This window comes from Mycobacteroides sp. H001 (assembly GCF_001440005.1).
Lineage (GTDB): Bacteria > Actinomycetota > Actinomycetes > Mycobacteriales > Mycobacteriaceae > Mycobacterium > Mycobacterium gwanakae.
Window position 1 is genome coordinate 66,099 of record NZ_LJYH01000043.1, and the last position, 20,303, is coordinate 86,401.

Annotated in this window: 25 protein-coding genes; 14 read left to right on the top strand and 11 right to left on the bottom strand. The window is 65.1% G+C overall.

Annotated elements, in window-relative coordinates:
- Positions 1 to 89 precede the first annotated feature (89 nt).
- Positions 90 to 1,109, bottom strand: coding sequence for a DUF3152 domain-containing protein (locus tag AOT83_RS21105; RefSeq protein WP_044105209.1), 1,020 nt, complete (start codon positions 1,107 to 1,109; stop codon positions 90 to 92).
- Between the two features lie 198 nt (positions 1,110 to 1,307).
- Here AOT83_RS21105 and AOT83_RS21110 point away from each other — a divergent pair, with 198 nt between their 5' ends.
- On the top strand, positions 1,308 to 1,994 hold the full coding sequence (locus tag AOT83_RS21110) for a TetR/AcrR family transcriptional regulator (RefSeq protein WP_030096945.1): 687 nt from the start codon (positions 1,308 to 1,310) through the stop codon (positions 1,992 to 1,994).
- Here AOT83_RS21110 and AOT83_RS21115 read toward each other — a convergent pair.
- Positions 1,991 to 2,215 (bottom strand): DUF3107 domain-containing protein, encoded by a 225-nt coding sequence (locus AOT83_RS21115; protein ID WP_030096944.1) that lies wholly within the window; start codon positions 2,213 to 2,215, stop codon positions 1,991 to 1,993. The two genes, AOT83_RS21110 and AOT83_RS21115, sit on opposite strands and share 4 nt — an antisense overlap.
- 168 nt (positions 2,216 to 2,383) lie before the next feature.
- Here AOT83_RS21115 and AOT83_RS21120 point away from each other — a divergent pair, with 168 nt between their 5' ends.
- A complete protein-coding gene (locus AOT83_RS21120) occupies positions 2,384 to 3,112 on the top strand; it encodes an MmpS family transport accessory protein (RefSeq protein WP_057964415.1) in 729 nt (242 codons plus the stop codon).
- Between the two features lie 9 nt (positions 3,113 to 3,121).
- Here the strand turns inward: AOT83_RS21120 and AOT83_RS21125 are convergent, their stop codons facing one another.
- The gene (locus AOT83_RS21125) at positions 3,122 to 3,772 is read right to left on the bottom strand and encodes a ferritin-like fold-containing protein (RefSeq protein ID WP_030096942.1); all 651 of its coding nucleotides are present in this window, start codon (positions 3,770 to 3,772) and stop codon (positions 3,122 to 3,124) included.
- Between the two features lie 263 nt (positions 3,773 to 4,035).
- Between AOT83_RS21125 and AOT83_RS21130 the strand changes: the two genes are divergently transcribed.
- Together AOT83_RS21130 and AOT83_RS21135 are read left to right on the top strand one after the other, a co-directional pair.
- Positions 4,036 to 5,505, top strand: coding sequence for a DEAD/DEAH box helicase (locus AOT83_RS21130; protein ID WP_057964416.1), 1,470 nt, complete (start codon positions 4,036 to 4,038; stop codon positions 5,503 to 5,505).
- A complete protein-coding gene (locus AOT83_RS21135; RefSeq protein ID WP_057964417.1) occupies positions 5,502 to 6,722 on the top strand; it encodes a hypothetical protein in 1,221 nt (406 codons plus the stop codon). Before AOT83_RS21130 ends, AOT83_RS21135 begins: the two co-directional genes overlap by 4 nt.
- 19 nt (positions 6,723 to 6,741) lie before the next feature.
- On the opposite strand, the gene AOT83_RS21140 is transcribed toward AOT83_RS21135, so the two are convergent.
- A complete protein-coding gene (locus tag AOT83_RS21140; protein ID WP_030096939.1) occupies positions 6,742 to 7,539 on the bottom strand; it encodes an AAA family ATPase in 798 nt (265 codons plus the stop codon).
- Between the two features lie 61 nt (positions 7,540 to 7,600).
- Here AOT83_RS21140 and AOT83_RS21145 point away from each other — a divergent pair, with 61 nt between their 5' ends.
- The 3 genes from AOT83_RS21145 to AOT83_RS21155 are packed head-to-tail and all read left to right on the top strand — an operon-like array spanning position 7,601 to position 9,802.
- The gene (locus tag AOT83_RS21145; protein WP_030096938.1) at positions 7,601 to 8,212 is read left to right on the top strand and encodes an acid phosphatase; all 612 of its coding nucleotides are present in this window, start codon (positions 7,601 to 7,603) and stop codon (positions 8,210 to 8,212) included.
- 2 nt (positions 8,213 to 8,214) lie between these two features.
- The gene (locus AOT83_RS21150; RefSeq protein WP_057964419.1) at positions 8,215 to 9,324 is read left to right on the top strand and encodes an isochorismate synthase; all 1,110 of its coding nucleotides are present in this window, start codon (positions 8,215 to 8,217) and stop codon (positions 9,322 to 9,324) included.
- Positions 9,317 to 9,802, top strand: coding sequence for a GNAT family N-acetyltransferase (locus AOT83_RS21155; RefSeq protein ID WP_057964420.1), 486 nt, complete (start codon positions 9,317 to 9,319; stop codon positions 9,800 to 9,802). The genes AOT83_RS21150 and AOT83_RS21155 overlap by 8 nt, the downstream gene beginning before the upstream one ends.
- On the opposite strand, the gene AOT83_RS21160 is transcribed toward AOT83_RS21155, so the two are convergent.
- Entirely contained in the window at positions 9,799 to 10,206 is a 408-nt protein-coding gene (locus tag AOT83_RS21160) for a hypothetical protein (RefSeq protein WP_057964421.1), read from the bottom strand. The two genes, AOT83_RS21155 and AOT83_RS21160, sit on opposite strands and share 4 nt — an antisense overlap.
- Positions 10,207 to 10,282: 76 nt before the next feature.
- Here AOT83_RS21160 and AOT83_RS21165 point away from each other — a divergent pair, with 76 nt between their 5' ends.
- Together AOT83_RS21165 and AOT83_RS21170 are read left to right on the top strand one after the other, a co-directional pair.
- Positions 10,283 to 11,260, top strand: coding sequence for a diacylglycerol kinase family protein (locus AOT83_RS21165; protein ID WP_057964422.1), 978 nt, complete (start codon positions 10,283 to 10,285; stop codon positions 11,258 to 11,260).
- Positions 11,261 to 11,676: 416 nt separating this feature from the next.
- Positions 11,677 to 11,931, top strand: coding sequence for a WhiB family transcriptional regulator (locus tag AOT83_RS21170; protein WP_005056343.1), 255 nt, complete (start codon positions 11,677 to 11,679; stop codon positions 11,929 to 11,931).
- A gap of 83 nt (positions 11,932 to 12,014) precedes the next feature.
- Here the strand turns inward: AOT83_RS21170 and AOT83_RS21175 are convergent, their stop codons facing one another.
- Both AOT83_RS21175 and AOT83_RS21180 read right to left on the bottom strand, forming a co-directional pair.
- Complete coding sequence (locus AOT83_RS21175) at positions 12,015 to 13,505, bottom strand: sensor histidine kinase (protein WP_030096933.1); 1,491 nt, start codon at positions 13,503 to 13,505, stop codon at positions 12,015 to 12,017.
- Between the two features lie 11 nt (positions 13,506 to 13,516).
- Positions 13,517 to 13,735, bottom strand: coding sequence for a biotin/lipoyl-binding carrier protein (locus AOT83_RS21180; RefSeq protein ID WP_005056341.1), 219 nt, complete (start codon positions 13,733 to 13,735; stop codon positions 13,517 to 13,519).
- On the opposite strand from AOT83_RS21180, the gene AOT83_RS28460 reads away from it, so the two are divergent.
- Positions 13,718 to 13,909, top strand: coding sequence for a hypothetical protein (locus tag AOT83_RS28460; RefSeq protein WP_075908119.1), 192 nt, complete (start codon positions 13,718 to 13,720; stop codon positions 13,907 to 13,909). The genes AOT83_RS21180 and AOT83_RS28460 overlap by 18 nt on opposite strands.
- A complete protein-coding gene (locus AOT83_RS28365; RefSeq protein ID WP_256364553.1) occupies positions 13,876 to 14,001 on the top strand; it encodes a hypothetical protein in 126 nt (41 codons plus the stop codon). Before AOT83_RS28460 ends, AOT83_RS28365 begins: the two co-directional genes overlap by 34 nt.
- 2 nt (positions 14,002 to 14,003) lie before the next feature.
- On the opposite strand, the gene rsrA is transcribed toward AOT83_RS28365, so the two are convergent.
- On the bottom strand, positions 14,004 to 14,312 hold the full coding sequence (gene rsrA, locus AOT83_RS21185) for a mycothiol system anti-sigma-R factor (RefSeq protein ID WP_030096932.1): 309 nt from the start codon (positions 14,310 to 14,312) through the stop codon (positions 14,004 to 14,006).
- Positions 14,309 to 15,022, bottom strand: coding sequence for a sigma-70 family RNA polymerase sigma factor (locus AOT83_RS21190; RefSeq protein WP_030096931.1), 714 nt, complete (start codon positions 15,020 to 15,022; stop codon positions 14,309 to 14,311). Before AOT83_RS21190 ends, rsrA begins: the two co-directional genes overlap by 4 nt.
- A gap of 149 nt (positions 15,023 to 15,171) precedes the next feature.
- Between AOT83_RS21190 and AOT83_RS21195 the strand changes: the two genes are divergently transcribed.
- Positions 15,172 to 15,678: an aminoacyl-tRNA deacylase gene (locus AOT83_RS21195; protein ID WP_057964423.1), complete on the top strand. Its 507-nt coding sequence runs from the start codon at positions 15,172 to 15,174 to the stop codon at positions 15,676 to 15,678.
- Here AOT83_RS21195 and AOT83_RS21200 read toward each other — a convergent pair.
- Complete coding sequence (locus AOT83_RS21200) at positions 15,665 to 16,450, bottom strand: SOS response-associated peptidase (RefSeq protein WP_057964424.1); 786 nt, start codon at positions 16,448 to 16,450, stop codon at positions 15,665 to 15,667. The genes AOT83_RS21195 and AOT83_RS21200 overlap by 14 nt on opposite strands.
- A 58-nt stretch (positions 16,451 to 16,508) precedes the next feature.
- On the opposite strand from AOT83_RS21200, the gene aroA reads away from it, so the two are divergent.
- Positions 16,509 to 17,807 (top strand): 3-phosphoshikimate 1-carboxyvinyltransferase, encoded by a 1,299-nt coding sequence (gene aroA / locus AOT83_RS21205; RefSeq protein ID WP_057964425.1) that lies wholly within the window; start codon positions 16,509 to 16,511, stop codon positions 17,805 to 17,807.
- Complete coding sequence (gene rsgA / locus AOT83_RS21210; protein ID WP_057964426.1) at positions 17,804 to 18,784, top strand: ribosome small subunit-dependent GTPase A; 981 nt, start codon at positions 17,804 to 17,806, stop codon at positions 18,782 to 18,784. The genes aroA and rsgA overlap by 4 nt, the downstream gene beginning before the upstream one ends.
- Positions 18,785 to 19,060: 276 nt before the next feature.
- Here rsgA and AOT83_RS21215 read toward each other — a convergent pair whose 3' ends face one another.
- The gene (locus AOT83_RS21215) at positions 19,061 to 20,290 is read right to left on the bottom strand and encodes a fatty acid desaturase (RefSeq protein WP_057964427.1); all 1,230 of its coding nucleotides are present in this window, start codon (positions 20,288 to 20,290) and stop codon (positions 19,061 to 19,063) included.
- Between the last annotated feature and the right edge of the window lie 13 nt (positions 20,291 to 20,303).

The window sequence follows — 20,303 nt, forward strand, 5'->3', positions numbered from 1 at the left end:
TGTAACTCGAATTCCTCAGGGCTGTCTGAAAGGGCTACAGCTGCATCAACAGTATCGGGATGCCAACCCTTCCCGAGCCGGGACTGCCGCTACGGAATCGGATACGGCCAGGGATTCGTGCGGCAGCTCTTGCCGTCGGGCTTGATCGAATCCGCGTCGAACTTCGCCGCGTCATTGTTGTTGGTGCTGAATGTCTGCTGCATCATCACCGGCGCCAGCTGCTGGTCCTGCTCACACGGTTCGTGAACCCGATAACCGATGGCATGTCCGACTTCGTGGTTGATGACGTACTGGCGGTACGAGGTGATGTCGCCCTGGAACGGCACCGCACCGCGTACCCACCGCGCTTCGTTGATGAACACGCGCCGGTCACCGTTTTCGCCGTATCGCGGGTTGTAGCACGAAGCCTCGAGCTGGATCTCATAGCCGCAGCCCTCGCGCACCGTCGCCGGTGAGGTCAGTGAGATCCGGAAATCAGGTGTGCCGGAGTCAATCCGGACAAACCCGAACTGCGGGTTATGCGTCCAGCTCTTCTGGCTGGCCAACGTCTCGGTCACCATGCGCGCGAAGAGATCGTCACCACCGAATCCCATGGTGTCGATGCCGTCTTCGACCTCGATGGTGTACGCGAACACCTTCGCCGCACCCGTCCCGATCTGGGGTGTCGTACCCGGTACGACGTGCCAGGACTTGGCGCCGGCCTCGGTGAACGACTCCCCCTCCGGCAGCACGCCGGTGGGCAGAGTCGCGTCGAACTGGGTGAGGCCCTTGGGCGGAGCGCCAATGATCGCGTCACCCAGCGCGCCAATGGATGGCGGATCGGCGACGGGCTCGTTGGGGCCGGTACCCGCATGCGAGGGTTCACGCTGCGTGACGGTTTGGTAGCCGACGAACACGGTCAACCCGACCAGCAACGGGATGGCGTACGCACGCCACCCATAGGTGGAGATGAAACGACCGAGCCACGTCTGCTTGCGCCAGCGGTCGCGATCGCGCCGATCGGAACGGATGCGTCCGCTTCCCTCGGCGAGCGGATCGCGCTGGGCGCGCAGTGGCTCGTAGCGTTCGGAGGACTCCTGCACGGGGAGTCGACTCATGGTTTCTGGCATGGACCTACGATTATGCGCCCATTGGTGCCGGTCGTAGGTCACCGGGCAAGAATGGCATAGCGACAAGCCATCCCGCCTCGGGCACGCCGCCGGATGCCAGGAGTACTGTCTGTAGTTCGGGTTCAGGCGGATTGAATAGCCGGCTGAGTGAGGTGGCGTGCGCGACCATCAAGTCGTGTGTGCGCAGAGGATAAGGACATGCGTGATCTTGCGAATCTGGCCGGGCGTCGAGGCGCGGTGAACTCGACGGTGGCGACGCAAGATTCGACTCAGGGAAATGCGCGGCGTGGTGGACGGCTGCCACGCGACGAGCGCCGCGGCCAACTGGTGGGCTCTGCCAGCGAGATATTCGTCGACCGCGGTTACCACGCGGCCGGAATGGATGAGATCGCAGAACGCGCGGGTGTAAGCAAACCTGTTCTGTACCAACATTTTCCGAGCAAGCTGGAGCTGTACCTCGAGGTGCTGCACAAGCATGCCGACAATCTGGTTTCCAGTGTGCGACAGGCGTTGCGCACCACCACCGACAACCGTCAGCGGCTGCGCGCCGCCGTGATGGCGTTCTTTGACTTCGTCGAGCACGACAGCCAGGGGTACCGGCTGATCTTCGAAAACGATCTGGTGGGCGTACCACAGGTCACCGAGCGCGTCGAGGGCGCCATCAGCGCCTGCACCGACGCGGTCTTCGACCTGGTCAGCCACGATTCCGGACTGGACCCCCACCATGCCCGCATGGTGGCCGTGGGCCTGGTCGGGATCAGTCAGGTGAGCGCCCGCTACTGGCTGGACAACGAGAAGCCCATCTCCAAGGACGACGCGGTCAACGCCACCGTCGGGTTTGCCTGGGGCGGGCTCTCACACGTTCCGCTGCAGCCGCTGGACTAGCCGCTGAAGCCGACGCGTCGCGCGTCGGCAACGCCGATTTCCACGTAGGCGATCCGGGCGGCCGAGATCAGGTACTTGCGGCCCTTCTGGTCGGTGAGGTTCAGCACATCCGATTCCTTGGCCAGCGCCGCGGATACGACCTTTTCGACGTCAGCCGGGGTCTGATCGCTCGAAATGACCAGCTCGCGCGGGCTATCTGTGACACCGATCTTGATCTCCACGGGGACACCTTTCCAAGTTGTTGAGCCGCCATTGAGCTCGTATCGACGAGGTTAGCCGACGCGCTTCACGCCGACACACCTCGCATGATCGTGCCAGTCCTTAAGTCACAGCAGTAACATCAGCATCAGATTTCACATTTGATATGGGGCTGAGAGGAAGCGCTGATCATGGTCGGTTATCGCGGAGATTCTCGGTACTCGAGCGACTACGAGCCCTACGACGACCCGTACGACTCCCAGACGACCCCGCAGTACCGCGAGTACTCGGGTCTCGATGAGGACTTCGAGTACCGGCCCCCGGGTTCCAACGAGAACTGGAAATGGGTCGCGTCCATCGCCGGAGCCGTGCTGGCAATCGCCGTCATCGCGACGGCGGTCGTGCTCAGTGGCGGCGAGGACAAGCCGCCGGCCGCCGCCATCACCACACCCGTGCCCTCGCTGACTCCGGTGACCACCACCGCGCCCCCGCCGACGCCCTCGGCGACATCGACGCCACCGTCGACGACAACCGTGACGAGCACGCCTGTGCAGGAGACGCCGTCCACCGCGCCGTCCACCGAGGCGCCGCCGCCCGAGCCTCCACCGTCGAACCCGATGCTTCCGCCGGAAGGCCAGCGGCCGATCACCCCCGCGGCATTCGCGTACTACGTGACGGGTAACCAGACGCCGGGCGATCTGCTCACCATCACCTACACCGACGGCAACGGCACAACACGCACCGTGCTCGGCGCCTCGCTGCCCTGGACGATGATCGTGACCCCGAGCCCCGGTATCACCGGCGGCTCGATCACCGCGACGAGCTTCGCGAGCCAGGTCAACTGCTCGATTACCAATAGCGAGAGTCAGATACTGGCGGTGCAGAGCAGCAACAGCATCATCGCGCGCTGCGCCAAGTAGCTCTCGCCGCTACGCGAGCCCGAGGACGGCCATCCGCTCGGTGTGCGCCTTCTGCAGCCGCTCGAAGAACTCGTTGAGGTTGCCCAAACCGGCATCACCGGACATCACCAGCTCGGCCAGCTCATCGTGCCCAGCCAGCACGTGCTGCGCCTGCGTCACCGCCTCACCCAGCAGCCGCCGCCCCCACAGGGTGAGCCGGTTGCGCTGCTGCGGGTTGTCCTTGACGGCCTCACGCACCTGAGCGATAACGAATTCCGAGTGCCCCGTCGTACCCAGCACCGACTTGAGAACCGCCGCCGATTCACCCGGTAACGAGGCCACGACCTCGCCATAGAAGTCGGCTGCCAGCGAGTCGCCGATGTACGCCTTCACCATGGCCTCCAGCCAGGTCCGCGGCAGCGTCAGCGAGTGGTAGTTCTCCAAGGTCTTGACGTACGGCTCCATGGCCGCCAGCACGTCAACTCCGTTGGCCTCCATCGCATCCCGCAGTACCTCGTAGTGACGCATCTGCGAGGCCGCCATGCTGGCGATGGCGATCTTGCTGGCCAGATCGGGCGCCATCTTGGACTCGTCGGTCAACCGGTAGAACGCCGCGATCTCGCCGTACGCGATCACCGCGAACAGCTGATTGACGCCGGGAGGATCGAGGTCCGTACTCATGTCTGGAACTCTAGTCGGGGGCCCGCGGCAGAACACCGATCTGCGCGGCAAAGCACGGCGAATCGGAAAAACGCAGCTCACCCGCTACCATGGTCGCAGGACGAACGCCCTGACCACGAAGCACCCAGGGATTTCTCCCACAGGAAATGTGCGTGCACGTGCTGCCCTCGCCGATAGACGCGAGCCCGGCCCCTTGGAATCCTAGGAATCCGACCTACCGATCGTGCGCGCTGAGCGAAAACACGAAAGGTACGTACACCCCCATGAGTCACATCGAACACACCTTTGCCCAGCTCGGGGTCCGCGACGAGATCGTTCGCGCCCTACGCGAGGTCGGAATCGAGCATCCGTTCGCCATCCAGGAGCTCACCCTGCCCCTCGCCCTCGGCGGCTCCGACCTCATCGGCCAGGCCCGTACCGGTATGGGCAAGACCTACGCATTCGGCGTCCCGCTGCTGCACCGCATCGCCACCGGCGTCGAGGACCGGCCGCTCAACGGCACCCCGCGCGCCCTGGTCGTGGTGCCGACCCGCGAGCTGTGCATCCAGGTCTACGAAGACCTCATCAAGGCATCCAAGTACCTGTCGGCCGGCGACCGCGACTTCAGCGTCGTCTCCATCTATGGCGGACGCCCGTACGAGGCGCAGATCGAGTCGCTGCGCGCCGGAGCCGATGTCGTTGTCGGAACGCCCGGACGCCTGCTCGACCTGGCACAGCAGGGTCACCTGCAGCTGGGTGGCCTGGCGATGCTGGTGCTCGACGAGGCCGACGAGATGCTGGACCTAGGCTTCCTGCCCGATATCGAGCGCATTCTGGCGCTGGCGCCGTCCGCCGAGTCGGGGCGGCAGTCGATGCTGTTCTCGGCCACCATGCCCGATGCCATCATCACCCTGGCCCGCACGTTCATGAATCGTCCGACCCATATCCGGGCCGAGGCGCCCCACTCGTCGTCGGTGCACGACTCGACCGAGCAGTTCGTGTACCGCGCACACGCGCTGGACAAGATCGAGTTGGTCAGCCGCATCCTGCAGGCCGAGGGCCGCGGCGCCACCATGATCTTCACCCGCACCAAGCGCACCGCCCAGAAGGTCTCCGACGAGCTGGCCGAGCGCGGTTTCGTCGTCGGCGCGGTACATGGTGACCTCGGTCAGATCGCGCGCGAAAAGGCGCTGTCCGCGTTCCGCTCCGGTGAGATCACCGTGCTGGTCGCAACCGACGTGGCCGCCCGCGGCATCGACATCGACGATGTCACCCACGTCATCAACTACCAGTGCCCCGAGGACGACAAGACCTATGTGCACCGCATCGGACGCACCGGTCGGGCCGGGCGCACCGGCATCGCGGTCACCCTCGTCGACTGGGATGACATCGCGCGCTGGCAGCTGATCGACAAGGCACTCGGCCTCGGCGTGCCCGACCCCGACGAAACCTATTCCACCTCACCGCATTTGTTCACCGAGCTGAACATCCCCGCCGATGTGACCGGTTCGGTCGGTCCCAAGTTCGCCGGCGGACCGAAGCGCCGTGAGCCCCGGGCCGAGCGCACCGAAGGCGACAAGCCCAAGCGGACCCGCACCCGTCGGCGTACCCGCGCGGGCGAGCCCGCCGATGGTGCGGTGGCCGAAGCGCCCGCGGCAGTGGCTACCGCCGAAGGCGACCAGCCTGCTGCTGCACGCCGTCGCCGCCGCCGTCGGCGTCCGAACGCGGCCGCTGCCACCACCGCCACGGCGTGATCGCACCGGAGCGGCGCACACGGGCCGACATCATTGCTGCGGCGGTGATCGCCGTGGTGGTCGCCGCTACCGGTGTCACGATCTGGTGGACCAGCGACGCCCGCGCCACCGTCAGCCATCCCGCAGCCGGGGACATCAAACGCCCGATGAGTGCTACCCGGGTTCCCGACTCGGTGCGCGAACTATGGTCCGCCACCAGTGGAGCCACGAAGGGGCCGGTCATCGCCAGCGGTGCGGTCGTCAGCGCCGACGGACACGAAGTAGTGGCCCATGACCCGGTAACCGGGGCCCAACTGTGGTCTTACGCGCGCCGCAATCTCGATCTGTGCGGCGTGATCGGCTTCATCGACGACGCGGTGGCCGTCTACCGAGACGCACGCGGATGCGGCCAGGTCACGATGATCGACGGACAGACCGGCCGCCGGGGCCCGCTGCGCAGCAGCCCCAATGACCCGAAGGTGTCGTTGTCGACCGATGGCACCTACGTGCTGGCGCTCGGCAGTACCCGGCTGGAACTGTGGCGTTCGGACATGGTGCGCACCCTGGAGTACGGGCGAGTCGTCGCTCCCCTGAACCCCAATAGCCAGCCCCGCGTGGACTGCACGCTGAAATCGGGTGCCGTCGGGTCCAGCGTGCTCGCGGTGCTGGAAACCTGCCCGCAGGACTCCACCCTGCGGCTGACGCTGCAAAAGCCCACACCAAAAGACAACGACAAGCCCGAGGAGCTCTACTCGGCGGCGCTGCCCGGAGTCGAGCGCGGCTCCGCGGCCAAGGTGCTCGCGGTCGCGGACACCCGGTCGGCCGTGTATCTGCCCGGCACGCACAATGAGCTGGTGGTCTTCGACGACCACGGCATGCGCGTCGGCGCGACAGCCCTACCGGGCGAGGTGGTCCAGTCCAACACTGCCGCCCAGGCCGGCGACGTCGTCACCTGGTGGACGGGCAATCAGGTGCTGGTGCTGGGCGGCTTCGATCTCTCCTACCGATTCGTCCTACCCACCACCAAGAAGCCACTGGGGCCAGGTACGGCCATGGCCGGTGAGTTACTGATCCCCGTCGAGGGCGGGATCGACGTCTTCAACATGGCCACCGGAGAATTCCGGAAATCCATTGCCGTACAACGTGATCCGGCCGACGAAAAGGGTCCTGTCATCAGCGCCGTGGTCGGCAACACGTTGGTGGAGCAGCGCGGGTCACGCGTCTTCGCGCTGGGATAACCCGCGCGGAGTGCCCGACTCAGTCCACCGGTGGGGTGAAGGTCGGCATGGCCTTGCCGCTCTTCCAGTGCTTCACCAGGCTCTGCGCCAGCTCGCGATAGGCCAGCGCGCCCTTGTTCTTGCGGCCCGCGAGCACTGAGGCACCCGAAGCACTCGCCTCGGCGAAGCGCACCGTTCGGGGAATCGGCGGCGCGAGCACCGGCAGCTCGTAACGGTCGGCCACGTCCAACAGCACATCGCGACTGTGCGTGGTCCGCGAGTCGTACAAGGTGGGCAGCGCACCCAACAGCGTCAGCCCGGGGTTGGTGATCTGCTGTACGTCGGTCACCGTCCGCAGGAACTGTCCGACACCTCGATGCGCCAGGGTCTCGCACTGCAGCGGCACCATGACCGAATCGGCCGCCGTCAAACCATTCAGTGTCAGCACCCCCAGGGAGGGCGGGCAGTCGATGATCACCACATCGAAGTCGTCCCCCAGCGATTCGAGCGCCCGCTTCAGCGCGTACTCGCGTCCCGCCCGCATCAACAGCATCGCCTCGGCGCCGGCCAGGTCGATGTTCGCAGGTAGCAGCGTCAGATCCTCGGCGGTGGTGAGCAACGCCTCCTTGATATCGGCCTGCCCCAGCAGCACCTCGTGCACCGAGACCCCCAGGCGGTCCGGATCCTGCCCCAACGAGAACGTCAGACAGCCCTGTGGGTCGAGGTCAACCAGCAGCACCTTCTTGCCGGCCTGGGCCAATGCCGCGCCGAGGGACGCGACCGTCGTGGTTTTGGCCACCCCACCCTTTTGATTGGCTACCGCCAGCACCCGAGTCACGTCCACATACTGGCATGCCGAACACGATCACGACGGAAGTCGGTACGGCACAATCAAGTGCGTGTCTGCCCCTCAGAACCGAATGTTGTTGCTACGTCATGGCGAAACGGAGTGGTCAAAGATCGGCAGGCATACCGGTCGCACCGATCTGGATCTCACGGAAATCGGTCGCGCCCAGGCTGTGGCGGCGCGCGAGGTGCTGGCCAATCTCGATCTAAATGATCCGGTTGTGGTGAGCAGTCCGCGCCGACGGGCGATCCAGACCGCCGAACTGGCGGGTCTGACGATCGACGCAACCGACGAGGAGCTCGCCGAATGGGACTACGGCGACTACGAGGGCCTGACCACACCGCAGATCCGCGAGAACGACCCGGGTTGGCTGGTATGGACGCACGGCTGCCCCGGCGGCGAGTCGGTGGCACAGGTGCAGGCCCGGGCCGACCGGGTGATCGCCAAGATCGCCGCCGAGCTCACCCAGCGCGATGTGCTGTTGGTCGGTCATGGCCACTTCTCGCGCGCCCTCATGACCAGGTGGATCGACCTGCCGCTGGAAGAGGGCACCCGGCTGGGCATGGCCACGGCCTCGATCGCGGTGGGCGGGCATGAGCACGGCCAGCGTCAGGTGGCCGCACTTGGGCTGACCGGGTACAGGCACCCGGTACCGTCTAGCTGACCATGACGGCCACCGACTCGCCCGCGTACCCGCATTTCGTGATGTCGCGGGCGGCCGACGCGTTGTACGCGTATGGCCGCGAGAGGGCCTACGACGATGTCGCGAGTGCCGCCGAAGCCCTGCGCGCAGGCCGGCACCGCATGCTGGTGGGTGCGCTACCTTTTGACACCTCCAGGCCCGCAGCACTGACGGTTCCGGCGACAGTTGAGCGCGGGCAGCCCCACGAGTTCTACGGCACCATGCCGAATATTCATGTGACACAACAAGTACCGGAGCCCTCTGAGCATCTGCGGCGTGTCACCGAGGCCGTCGAGGTGCTGCGTGACACCGCCGGGGGCCTGTCCAAGGTGGTCCTTGCGCGGGTGCTGGAGTTACAGGCCGATGCCCCGGTGGACGCCTTGGTGCTGACCCATCGGCTGATCCGAAACGACCCCGACGCCAACAGTTTCTGCGTGGACCTCTCCCCCGCAGGCGAGCGGTTCCGTGGACACACCATGGTGGGCTGCAGCCCCGAGCTGTTGGTGGAGCGCCACGGAGACATGGTGATCTGTCACCCGTTCGCCGGTTCGGCCCCTCGGTCCAGTGATCCATCGCAAGACCGGCGCACGGGCGAAGACCTCGCGGGCTCGCACAAGAACCGCCACGAACACTCCGTGGTGATCGATCAGCTGCGCGAGGATCTGTCCTCGTTGTGCGTCGATGTCCAGGTTCCGCCGGAGCCGACGCTGAGTCGTACCGCAGCACTCTGGCATCTGAGCACCTCCATCAGTGCTCGGTTACGCCAAAGTTCTACCACTGCACTTGATTTGGCAATGGCATTGCACCCCACTCCGGCGGTGTGCGGTACCCCCACCGAGGCGGCAGCCGATCTGATCGCACGCATCGAGGGTGATCGCGGGTTCTATGCGGGCGCAGTCGGCTGGTGCGACAGCAGCGGGGACGGCCGTTGGGCCGTCTCGATCCGCTGCGCCGAGCTGTCGGCGGACGGCACGGCGATCCGCGCCTACGCGGGCGGCGGCCTAGTCGCCGAATCGGATCCCCAGGACGAACTGTCGGAGACCACCGTCAAATTCCGGACCATATTGGCAGGGTTAGGAGCCCAGAGTGAGTAACAGCCAGATTCGCCGCGCGACCGAAGCGGATGTCCCGGCCATCGTCGGCCTGATCGAGGATCTGGCGGAGTACGAGAAGGCGCGCGATGAGTGCCATATCAGCCGGGAGCAACTTCATAAGGCGCTATTCGGTCCGGCTCCGGCACTTTTCGCACATGTCGCAGAAGCAGGCGGGGTGGTCTGCGGCACCGCCGTGTGGTTCCTGAGCTTCTCCACCTGGACCGGTCAACACGGCATCTATCTGGAGGACCTGTATGTCAAGCCCGAACAGCGCGGCACCGGCCTGGGGAAGGCCCTGCTGTCGGCGCTGGCCGCCGAATGTGTGGCCAACGGCTATACCCGGCTGGATTGGGCTGTGCTGGAATGGAATACACCGTCCATCAAGTTCTACGACTCGATAGGCGCAAATCCGCAATCGGATTGGATCACTTACCGGCTGCAGGGCCCGGCTTTGGCGCAGCTGGCCTCGGACCGCTAGTCGGATTCGTCGGGGCCGGATTCGTCGCCGGTGGCCCATATCTGAGCGGTGGGACTGAACAGCAGCGTCAGCGCCACCACGGCGACGATGGCGATCGGTACGCCCAGCGCAAGCTGATGCGATCCCACAGCCGCGTACCACGCGACGGGCAGGAGCAGCAGCTGCATCATCACCGCGATCCCTCTGCCCCAACGTTTCCCCGTGGCGAGGGCCAGACCCGCCGCAAGGACAGCGGTGCCGAATACCGCGAACCACGCGGCGGTGCCGTACCCGTTCACCAGATGCTGGTCGGCGCCACCCGCCGCCCGCACCACCAGGACCACCGCGATGACCAGCCCCACGGCACCTTCACCGGCAACGATCGTCCCGGCGCGGCGAACGGTATTCGGAACGGCTGTGGTCACCCGACAAGCCTAGGTGGACGCTTCGCCGCGGCGATCGGCAGCTTGCGTGGAGAAGGTCCCGCTAGGCTCATGCCCCGTGCGTGCGGTCCTCATCGTGAATCCCAATGCCACCTCGACAACGGCGGCCGGGCGTGACCTGCTGGCTCACGCGCTCGAGAGTCGAGTGCATCTTCAGGTTCTGCACACAGACCACCGGGGCCACGCCAGCGAGCTGGCCCGGCGCGCAGCCGACGAGGGGGCGGCGGTCATCGTCGTACACGGCGGCGACGGCACAGTCAGCGAGGTGGTGAACGGCCTGCTCGGCCAGCCGGGACATCCCGCGCCCGGGCCGCTGCCCGCCATCGCGGTGGTACCCGGCGGCTCGGCCAATGTGTTCGCCCGAACGCTGGGGATATCGGCCGACCCTGTGCAAGCCACCAATCAGGTGGTCGATCTGCTCGATGCACACCGCCGTGACCAGCGACGGTGGCGCCGGATCGGCCTCGGGCATTGCGGCGAGCGCTGGTTCATCTTCAACGCCGGAATGGGCCTGGACGGCGAGGTGGTCGCCGCCATGGAGGCTCACCGCAACAAGGGCAAGCAGGTCACGGCCGGACGGTATGTGACACGCGCGGTGCTGAGCTTCTTCCGCGCCGCGCGCCACCAGCCAACCCTCACCGTCGAGCTGCCCGGCCAGGAGCCGCAGCAGGGCATCCACTTCGCGTTCATCTGCAATTCCAACCCGTGGACGTACGCCAACGAGCGCGCCATCTGGACAAACCCGGGCACCGGTTTCGAGAGCGGTTTGGGCGTATTCGCATCGAAGAGCATGAACGTGATGGCCAACCTTCGCCTGGTCCGCCACATGGTGGGCGCACCCCGCCCGGACCGTCCCGCGGCCAGCCACCTGCTGCGCGAAGATGACGTCGCATGGGTACGGATACGCGCGTCAGCACCTATCGCCACCCAGGTCGACGGCGATTTCCTCGGTTTCCGCAGCGAGCTAACCTTCACCGCCGAACCCGACGTTCTCGACGTGGTGGCCCCGGCAAAACCCGCAGACGCCCTCTCCTGAGACCGGCCGGCAAGGCAATAGTGTTGGGCGACAGCCCGTTCCGGACACAGCCGACTCACAGCAGCGACGCGGTCTACGTCACACCTGGGACAGATCGGATGTACTACTTGACGTAGTCGATCCCGGGCGGGCCGTGATGTTACTCACCGGTAGCACTAAGCCACCTGGGAAAATGAGGGAATCTCGCCAGATTCAAGGCGCAGATCGGATCAGTGTAGTACAAACGAATGTGGAGTCCGCAGACACCACCCCCGAGTGAGATTGACCACGTGTTAACTCACGCTATTGACTTCTGCTGAGCTTGTGAAACGATCGGAAGCAACAGTGCAGAAACATTTGGTACGCACGCGTTAACAGCCGAAAAACATTGATCTCGTGCGCTTGTGGCGCGCGCGATGAAAAAGGAGTGCACAACTATGGATTGGCGCCATAAGGCGGTCTGTCGCGACGAGGATCCGGAACTGTTCTTCCCCGTAGGGAACAGCGGACCGGCCCTTGCCCAGATCGCTGACGCAAAGCTCGTCTGTAACCGCTGTCCGGTGACGACCGAGTGCCTTACCTGGGCGCTGGAGTCGGGCCAGGACGCCGGTGTGTGGGGTGGCCTCAGCGAGGATGAGCGCCGCGCCCTCAAGCGTCGCAACGCCCGCGCTCGCGCCCGCAGCGCCGTCTAACGCCGCAGCATCGCAGAACCCGGCACAATTTGGTGCCGGGTTCTTTGCTGCTCTGGGCCGGATTGATTGCCGCGCAGAAGCTTTCAGGCCATCAGGCGGGCGCGCCGGCCCAGTGGCACCCGAAGCACCGCATTTGTTCCGCCCTCGGCATCGCTGCGCATGTCCAGTGAGCCGTCGATCTCGGCCGACACCAACGTCCTGACGATCTGCAATCCCAGCCGGTCGGACGTCTCCACACTGAATCCCTCGGGTAATCCCCGCCCGTCGTCATGCACGACGACATCGAGCCAGCGGGCCGAGCGCTCCGCCCTGATAACCACCTGACCCTGCGCACCCTCCTCGAAGGCGTGCTCAATGGCGTTCTGCACCAGCTCGGTGATCACCATGATCAGTGGTGTCGCGCGGTCGGAGTCGAGCACCCCGAGCGCACCTTCGCGGGAAACTCGCACCTTGGTGTCGACGGTGGCCACATCGGTCATGATCGGCATGATCCGGTCGATCACCTCGTCGAGGTTGACTTCCTCGTCCACGGACATCGACAGGGCGTCGTGGACCAGGGCGATGGACGACACCCGGCGTACCGATTCGAAAAGCGCCTCGCGAGCTTCCTCGTTCTGTGTGCGCCGGGCCTGCAGCCGCAGCAGCGCGGCCACGGTCTGCAGATTGTTCTTCACCCGATGGTGGATCTCGCGGATGGTGGCGTCTTTGGACAGCAGTGCCCGGTCGCGGCGCTTGACCTCGGTCACGTCACGGGTCAGCAGCAGCGCCCCCACCGACGCGCCGCGCACGATGAGCGGCAAAGTGCGGATGAGCACCGCGGCACCACGTGCGTCGACCTCCATGCGCATACTCGGCCCCCCGGCCAGCACATCACGGACGTGCGCCGCGAGCTCTTGACCCTCAAAGGGATCCGAGATGAGCGGCTTGGTGACCTCCATGAGGTCATGTCCCTGCAGATCGCTGGCCAAACCCATGCGGTGATACGCCGACAAGGCATTGGGGCTGGCGTATCGGACCTCACCGGATACGTCGAGCCGGATAAATCCGTCACCCACCCGGGGGCTGGAGCGCGACATCGCCTGGTCCGCCACGTTCGGGAAGGTGCCCTCGGTGAGCATCAGCAGCAGATCTCCCGCGCACTCCAGATACGCGCGCTCCAGCACGCCCTTCTTGAGTCGGGAGGCCAGTGCGGTCTGGTGGGTCAGTACGGCCACGGTCCGGTCCCCACAGCGCACCGGGACAGCCTCCACGTTCAGCTCGGAGGCGTGCTCGGTCAGATCCGAATCACTTTCCCGCTCGATGGTCCCCGAAGCGAACGCCGCCTCCACCAACGGAACATCCGCGATCTTCGCGACGGTGCCGACGGCGTCGCTGTCGATGATCGTCGGGGCGGTGTTGGGCCGGCATTGAGCGACGCAGACAAAGGAGTCGTCGTCGCGATGCACCCACATCAGATAGTCGGCGAAAGAGAGGTCAGCCAGCAGCTGCCATTCGGCCACCACGGCGTGCAGATGATCAACCGCTTCACCGGGAAGCATGGTGTGCTCGGCAAGCAGATCACCGAGAGTTGACATGCGGTGGCGATCTAGTCGTCGATGACGGCGATCAAGTCGCCGGCCTGGATGACGTCGCCCACCGAAACGCTCACGTCGCCGATGGTTCCCGCCACCTCAGCCAGCACCGGGATCTCCATCTTCATGGATTCCAGGAGGACGATCGTGTCGCCTTCGGCGATCGCGTCACCCTTCTTGACGAGCACTTCCAGCACGCTGGCCACGATCTCGGCGTGTACTTCCTCGGCCACCTGCGCGCCACCTCGCTCTCGTCGACATCCGGTTACCGGTCCTCAGTATCGAACCACACCTACGGGATCCACGCTTTCAACCACCCGCCCCGGCATGAGAGACTGGGTACACACACCGGCGCGCACCACGCGCAGCTGGCATGTCAGCCGGGCTCGCACCCGGAACCCATTTAATCGGTAAGGAGATTCCCATGGCCAAGCGTGGTCGCAAGAAGCGCAGCCGTAAGCACAATGCCGCCAACCACGGCAAGCGTCCCAACAGCTAGCGCTAGGAGTTCTCGGCCCGCTGCTCGATGAGCGTGGTCTGAGTGATCTTCAACTTAAGACGCTCACGTAGCCCGTCAGGTGCCTTTTCTCCACCGCACTTGCGGGCTACGAGTGTTTTGATCTGCTCTTCGATGCCGTAGTGCTGCAGGCAGCCAGGGCACTCTTCGAGATGGTGCCGCAGCCGCGCACTGTTCTCTGCGCTGCATTCACCGTCGAGGAGGGTCCAGACCTCCGCGATCACCTCGGCGCAACCCGATACCTCGCAGTTGCCACCCTTATCGACACTGTTCTTCAGTTCACCGTCGGTCATGCCCGGCCCTCCGCCAACTCATTGTTGCGCAGGAACCCACGGTCCTTGGCCACTTCGGCCAGCAATTCGCGAAGCTGGCGACGGCCACGGTGCAACCGCGACATCACCGTGCCGATCGGCGTATCCATGATCTCGGCGATCTCCTTGTACGGGAAGCCTTCGACGTCCGCGTAATACACGGCCATCCGGAATTCTTCCGGCAGCTTATTCAACGCTTCCTTGATTTCGTCATCAGGCAGTCCGTCAAGTGCCTCGATCTCCGCCGACCGCAGCCCCGTAGAGGTGTGCTCGGCGTTCGCGGCCAGCTGCCAGTCGGTGATCTCCTCGGTCGGATACTCCGCAGGCTGGCGCTGCTTCTTGCGATAAATATTGATGTAGGTATTCGTGAGAATCCGGTACAGCCAGGCCTTGAGGTTGGTGCCCTCTTTGAAGGTCCCGAACCCGGCGTACGCCTTGACCATCGTCTCCTGCACCAGGTCCTCCGCATCGGCGGGGTTCCGTGTCATCCGCAGCGCAGCACCGTAGAGCTGATCCAGAAGCGGGAGCGCGTCACGCTGAAAGCGTGCGGCCCGCTCGGCCTCAGTTTCCGCCTTGGTATCCACCTGAATCGGCTGATCAACGGGATCTGCAGTGTCTGTCACGGCGGTCCTTTCGGTAGCGACACCGACCATACGGATCGGCACCGACATCGGACGTTCGAGGCACGCCATTGTCACCTGCAATACCCCTTCCGTGTTGAGGACCATAGTCCGCTCTCTGCGGACACACTGCTCAACACCGACGCATGCCGGGGTATTTCCCAAAGTATCTCGACTGTCAACTCCAAATTCACTGGACCCGGAGCGCTACTGTCCAGATCGTGGGTTCCAAGGCCGCCAAAGCTGCCACTCCGGCCGTCGCCACGTTGATCGCGGCCCGAGTCGACTATGAACTATTGCCGTATGAACACCAGTCCGGAGAAAACGCGTTCGGCGATGAGGCGGTGCGCGCGTTGGCTGGTTCCGGGTTGGTTCCCGAACAGATCTTCAAGACACTGCTGATCTCGCTGGATCGCGGGGCGGATCTGGCGGTCGCGGTCATCCCGGTACCCGCGACGCTCTCACTCAAGGCTGCCGCCGCCGCACTCGGCCGGGCCAAGGCCACCATGGCTGATCCGGCGGCGGCCGAACGCAGTTCCGGTTACGTGGTGGGCGGAATCTCTCCGCTCGGGCAGCGCAAACCATTACCCACCGTCATCGATTCGTCCGCCCTGACCTGGGAACGCATTCTGTGTAGCGCGGGCAAGCGCGGGCTGCAGATGGCACTGGCACCCGATGATCTGGTCCGGCTTACCAACGCGGTGACCGCATCCGTCACAGCAGGGTGATCTGCTCCCCCACCCGCTGGGATCCGTCGTCGGGCGCGAGTAGTTCCGGACCGTTGTTCGCGACACTGTTGACCAATGAGGAGACCTGCCGGGTGTCGATTCCGGTTGCGTCCCCTGTTCCCCGCAGAAGGCTCTGGTCCAGATCGCGGTCGGGGTCCAGCCAGCGATCCCACGATTGAGCACCCAGCATCAACGGCATCCGGTCATGAATTTCCTGGAGCGGACCGACCGCATCGGTGGTGACGATCGTGCAGCTCAGCAGCGGCGCCGCGTCCTGTCCCTGCAGACCGGCGGGCTTCCACACCGACCACAAGCCCGCGGCGAACAACCGCTTTCCGTCGCCGGCATTCATATAGAACGCCGTCTTGGCGCCCTCCTGCTTACGCCACTCGTACCAGCCGTCCATCGGAACGAGACACCGCTTGGATTGCGCGGCCACGCGGAAGGTGGCGGCCGTGGTGAGGGTCTCCGCCCGGGCGTTGATCAGGGGCGCACCCTTGGCCTGCGGCCGACCGTCTTCGCGCGCCTTGGCCCATGTCGGCACCAGCCCCCAGCGCATGGCGCGAATACGACGAGTGGGAATGTCGCCGGGTTCGCGATGCCGCGCCACCACCGTGAGCACCGGATCGGTGGGGGCGACGTTGTAGTTCGGGATGACGGGAAGCTGCTGCGCAGATTCCGACGCCTGACTCGCTGTGCTTATCTCGTCGATTGCGTCGATCTCCGCGGCAAGCAGCGCCGGGTCGATCGTTACCGCATACCGTCCGCACATATCGCCATCGTGCCACCCGGGGCCGACACCACAGGTATGCGTCCGGGACAATAGGGCGGTGACAAGCGGACTCTGGCAGGCACCGACGATCGACGGTTCCGTCAACGCGACCATCACCATGCCCGGCTCGAAATCTCAGACCAATCGAGCGTTCGTGCTCGCGGCCCTGGCGGCGCGTGAGGGCGGCACCTCCACCGTGTCCGGCGCGTTGCGCAGCCGCGACACCGATCTCATGATCGGAGCGCTACAAGCCCTCGGGTTTGCCGTCACCGGCGACGGTACCGATCTGACGATCTCCCCCGGGACCGGCGACGGAGACACCTCGAGGGTCGACTGCGGGCTTGCCGGAACAGTCCTTCGTTTCCTGCCACCAGTGGCAGCACTTCGTCACGCCCCCACCATTTTTGACGGCGACGATCAGGCACGCGCCCGTCCCATTGCTCCGCTGCTGGACGCGCTGCGCGCCATCGGAGTCGGCATCGACGGGCAGCACCTGCCGTTCACAGTGGCCGGCGCGGGACAGGTCCGCGGCGGCCAGGTCGGTGTCGATGCCTCCGGATCGTCCCAATTCGTTTCCGGTCTCCTGCTTTCCGGCGCCGCGTTCGCCGAAGGTCTGACGGCGATGAATACCGCGGACGTGCTGCCGTCGGGTCCGCACGTGGTCATGACGGTGACGATGCTGCGTGAGGCGGGTATCGCGGTCGACGATTCCACCCCCGGGCGCTGGCATATCGATCCGCAGCCAATTCCCGCACACCACTGGGTGATCGAGCCTGACCTGTCGAACGCGCTGGCGTTCATCGCGCCGGCGTTGGCCACCGGCGGAAGTGTGCGCATCAGTGGCTGGCCGCGAGAATCCACTCAGCCCGCCCGCCAGATCGAGAATGTGGTGCGCCAGTTCGCCCAGACAGTGTCACTGACGGATTCCCATCTGGAGGTCATCGGCCAGACCGGTTATGGCGGTGTCGATCTGGACCTTGGCGAGGTTGGCGAGCTGACCCCGACGGTGGCGGCACTGGCTGCCCTCGCCGCACCCGGGAGCGTCTCCACACTGCGTGGGATCGCGCATCTGCGCGGGCACGAAACCGACCGGCTCAAGGCACTTGCCCATGAGATCAACGCTCTGGGTGGGCAATGCGAGGAGACCGAAGACGGGCTGCGGATCGTCGCCACCGATCTGCACGGCGGCGTCTGGGGCTCGTACGCCGATCACCGGATGGCCACTGCCGGGGCCCTCGTCGGCCTGAAGGTGCCCGGCGTTTCCGTCGACGACATCGCCACCACCTGCAAGACACTGCCCGACTTCCCCGGAATGTGGGCCGACATGCTGGCCCAATCTGACGGTCGCGCCTCTTGAGTCCACGCGAGTACGACGAGTCTGACGCCCGCATCCGGCCGGGCCGGCGCTCGCGGCCTCGCACCAAGAATCGTCCCGATCACGCCGACGCGGTGCCCGCGATGGTGGTCACCGTGGACCGCGGCCGCTGGGGGTGCGTGCTCAACAACGACCCCACCGAACAGGTGACCGCGATGCGTGCCCGTGAGCTCGGCCGCACTCCGATCGTGGTGGGCGATACCGTCAGCCTGGTGGGCGACCTGTCCGGCCGACCCGACTCGCTGGCACGCATCGTACGGCTGGAGGAACGGCGAACGGTGTTGCGCCGCACAGCCGATGACACTGATCCGTTTGAACGGGTCTTTGTGGCCAACGCCGATCAGTTGCTCATCGTGGTGGCGGTAGCCGATCCCCCGCCGCGCACCGGACTGGTGGAGCGTGCGCTCATCGCGGCGTACGCGGGGGGCCTCATTCCCATCCTGGCTCTCACCAAAACCGATCTCACAGATCCAGATTCGTTCGCAGCACAGTTCGCAGATCTCGATATTCAGGTCATCGTCGCGGGACGCGACGCGCCCCTGGAGCCCATCATGGATGTGCTGACCGGCCGCCTCACCGCGCTACTCGGCCACTCCGGGGTGGGTAAGTCAACTTTAGTCAATCGGCTTGTGCCCAAAGCCGATCGCGCGACGGGTGAGGTGACCGGCGTCGGCAAGGGCCGGCACACATCCACCCAATCGGTGGCCTTGCCGCTGCAGCCGTCGGGCTGGGTCATCGATACCCCCGGCATCAGGTCGTTCGGTTTGGCCCACATCAAGCCCGCAGACGTGTTCGCCGCATTCAGCGACCTGTCCGAGGCCATCGAGGACTGCCCGCGCGGCTGCCAGCATCTTGGCCCACCCGCAGACCCCGAGTGCGTCCTCGACGAGCTCACCGGCGCGTCCGCGAAACGAGTGATCGCGGTGCGACAGCTGCTTTCTGTGTTAACAACGGCCTAACTCTTGGTTGCGGGGGCCTTCTCGGATCGCGCGAACAGCACATGGCGATTAGCGTTTCCATCAGTGGCTGCGAAGGAAACAGCCAACTAGGGTCAGGGGTTAAGAGATGACGAGCTACGTTCGTAGAATCGCCAATGTGGCAGCCATTTTCGCCTGCGGCGTCGCCGCCTGGGCCACCATGTGGCTGTCCGTATCCGGCCTGGGGTAGTTCCCGGCCACCACCAAACCTAAAAGCCCCCGACGCATTGCACGTTCGGGGGCTTTTAGGTTTTCTCGTCAGGCGTTGGCGCCGCGACGCACCCTTCTGCGTTCACGTACCGCCGCGAACGCCGACTTCAGACCGCGCCGCTCGCGCGGCTCCAGCTCGTCGAACATCTTGACGCTGCGTGTTTCCGGCGCATTGTCCGCGGTGTACTTCAGGTACTTGTCCGGCAGTGACAGCTTGGCGATGGTGCGCCAGGCCTTGCCGTACTGCAGCAGGAACGGCCCGGAGGTGTACGGCAGGTCATACTTGTCGCACAGCTCGCGCACTCGTACCGCCACCGCGGAGAGCCGGTTGCTCGGCAGATCCGGGAACAGATGGTGCTCGATCTGGTGGCACAGGTTGCCACTCATGAAAGCCATCGCCGGACCGGCGTCAAAGTTGGCGCTGCCCAACATCTGTCGCAGGTACCACTGGCCCTGTGTCTCGTTCTCCAGGTCTTGTTTGGTGAACTTCTCGGCACCGTCCGGGAAGTGGCCGCAGAAGATGACCGCGTTGGACCAGATGTTGCGGATCACGTTAGCCAACAGGTTGGCGGTCACCGTCTTGCGATAGCTTCCTGCGGGCGAGAGCGCGCTCAGCGCCGGAAAGGCCACATAGTCCTTGGCGACCTGCTTGCCCATCTTGGCCAGCGCCTCATCACGCTTGGCGCGGAACTCCGCCTTGTCGGCGCGCCCCTGGGCTACCTTGCCGAGCTCCAAATGCTGTGTGCCAACACCCCATTCGAAGAGGAGCATCAACAGCGTGTTGTAGACGAGGTTGCCCAGGTTGAACGGTGTCCACTTCTTGTCGCGGGTGATGCGCAGCAGACCGTAGCCCACATCGTCATCCATGCCCAGCACATTGGTGTACTTGTGGTGGATGTAGTTGTGGGTCTGCTTCCAGTGCGAGGCCGGGTCCACCATGTCCCACTCCCAGCTGGAGGAGTGGATCTCGGGATCGTTCATCCAATCCCACTGGCCGTGCATGACGTTGTGGCCGATCTCCATGTTCTCGACGATCTTGGCCACCCCGAGCGTCACCGCTCCAGCCCACCAGGCAGACCGCTTCTTGCTCGCGGCCAGCAGCACACGCCCACTCAGTTCCAGGGCACGCTGGGCGGCGATGGTGCGACGGATATACCGTGCATCGGCGGCTCCGAGCGATTCCTCGACATCCCGACGGATCGCGTCCAGCTCATTGCCGAGGGCCTCAACATCAGCCTCGGTGAGGTGCGCGAATTCCTGGATATCCGAAATCGCCATCCGTGAGCTCCCT

Excerpts from the sequence above, each read along its gene's own strand:
- AOT83_RS21175 (WP_030096933.1), bottom strand. The coding sequence starts at position 13,505 with ATGTCAACTCTCGGTGATCTGCTTGCCGAGCACACCATGCTTCCCGGT.
- AOT83_RS21120 (WP_057964415.1), top strand. The coding sequence starts at position 2,384 with ATGGTCGGTTATCGCGGAGATTCTCGGTACTCGAGCGACTACGAGCCC.
- AOT83_RS21110 (WP_030096945.1), top strand. The coding sequence starts at position 1,308 with ATGCGTGATCTTGCGAATCTGGCCGGGCGTCGAGGCGCGGTGAACTCG.
- AOT83_RS21105 (WP_044105209.1), bottom strand. The coding sequence starts at position 1,109 with ATGCCAGAAACCATGAGTCGACTCCCCGTGCAGGAGTCCTCCGAACGC.
- AOT83_RS21125 (WP_030096942.1), bottom strand. The coding sequence starts at position 3,772 with ATGAGTACGGACCTCGATCCTCCCGGCGTCAATCAGCTGTTCGCGGTG.
- AOT83_RS21200 (WP_057964424.1), bottom strand. The coding sequence starts at position 16,450 with ATGTGCGGACGGTATGCGGTAACGATCGACCCGGCGCTGCTTGCCGCG.
- rsrA (WP_030096932.1), bottom strand. The coding sequence starts at position 14,312 with ATGACCGACGGTGAACTGAAGAACAGTGTCGATAAGGGTGGCAACTGC.
- AOT83_RS21130 (WP_057964416.1), top strand. The coding sequence starts at position 4,036 with ATGAGTCACATCGAACACACCTTTGCCCAGCTCGGGGTCCGCGACGAG.
- AOT83_RS21190 (WP_030096931.1), bottom strand. The coding sequence starts at position 15,022 with ATGGCGTGCCTCGAACGTCCGATGTCGGTGCCGATCCGTATGGTCGGT.
- AOT83_RS21150 (WP_057964419.1), top strand. The coding sequence starts at position 8,215 with ATGACGGCCACCGACTCGCCCGCGTACCCGCATTTCGTGATGTCGCGG.
- AOT83_RS28365 (WP_256364553.1), top strand. The coding sequence starts at position 13,876 with ATGTCAGCCGGGCTCGCACCCGGAACCCATTTAATCGGTAAGGAGATT.
- AOT83_RS21170 (WP_005056343.1), top strand. The coding sequence starts at position 11,677 with ATGGATTGGCGCCATAAGGCGGTCTGTCGCGACGAGGATCCGGAACTG.
- AOT83_RS21215 (WP_057964427.1), bottom strand. The coding sequence starts at position 20,290 with ATGGCGATTTCGGATATCCAGGAATTCGCGCACCTCACCGAGGCTGAT.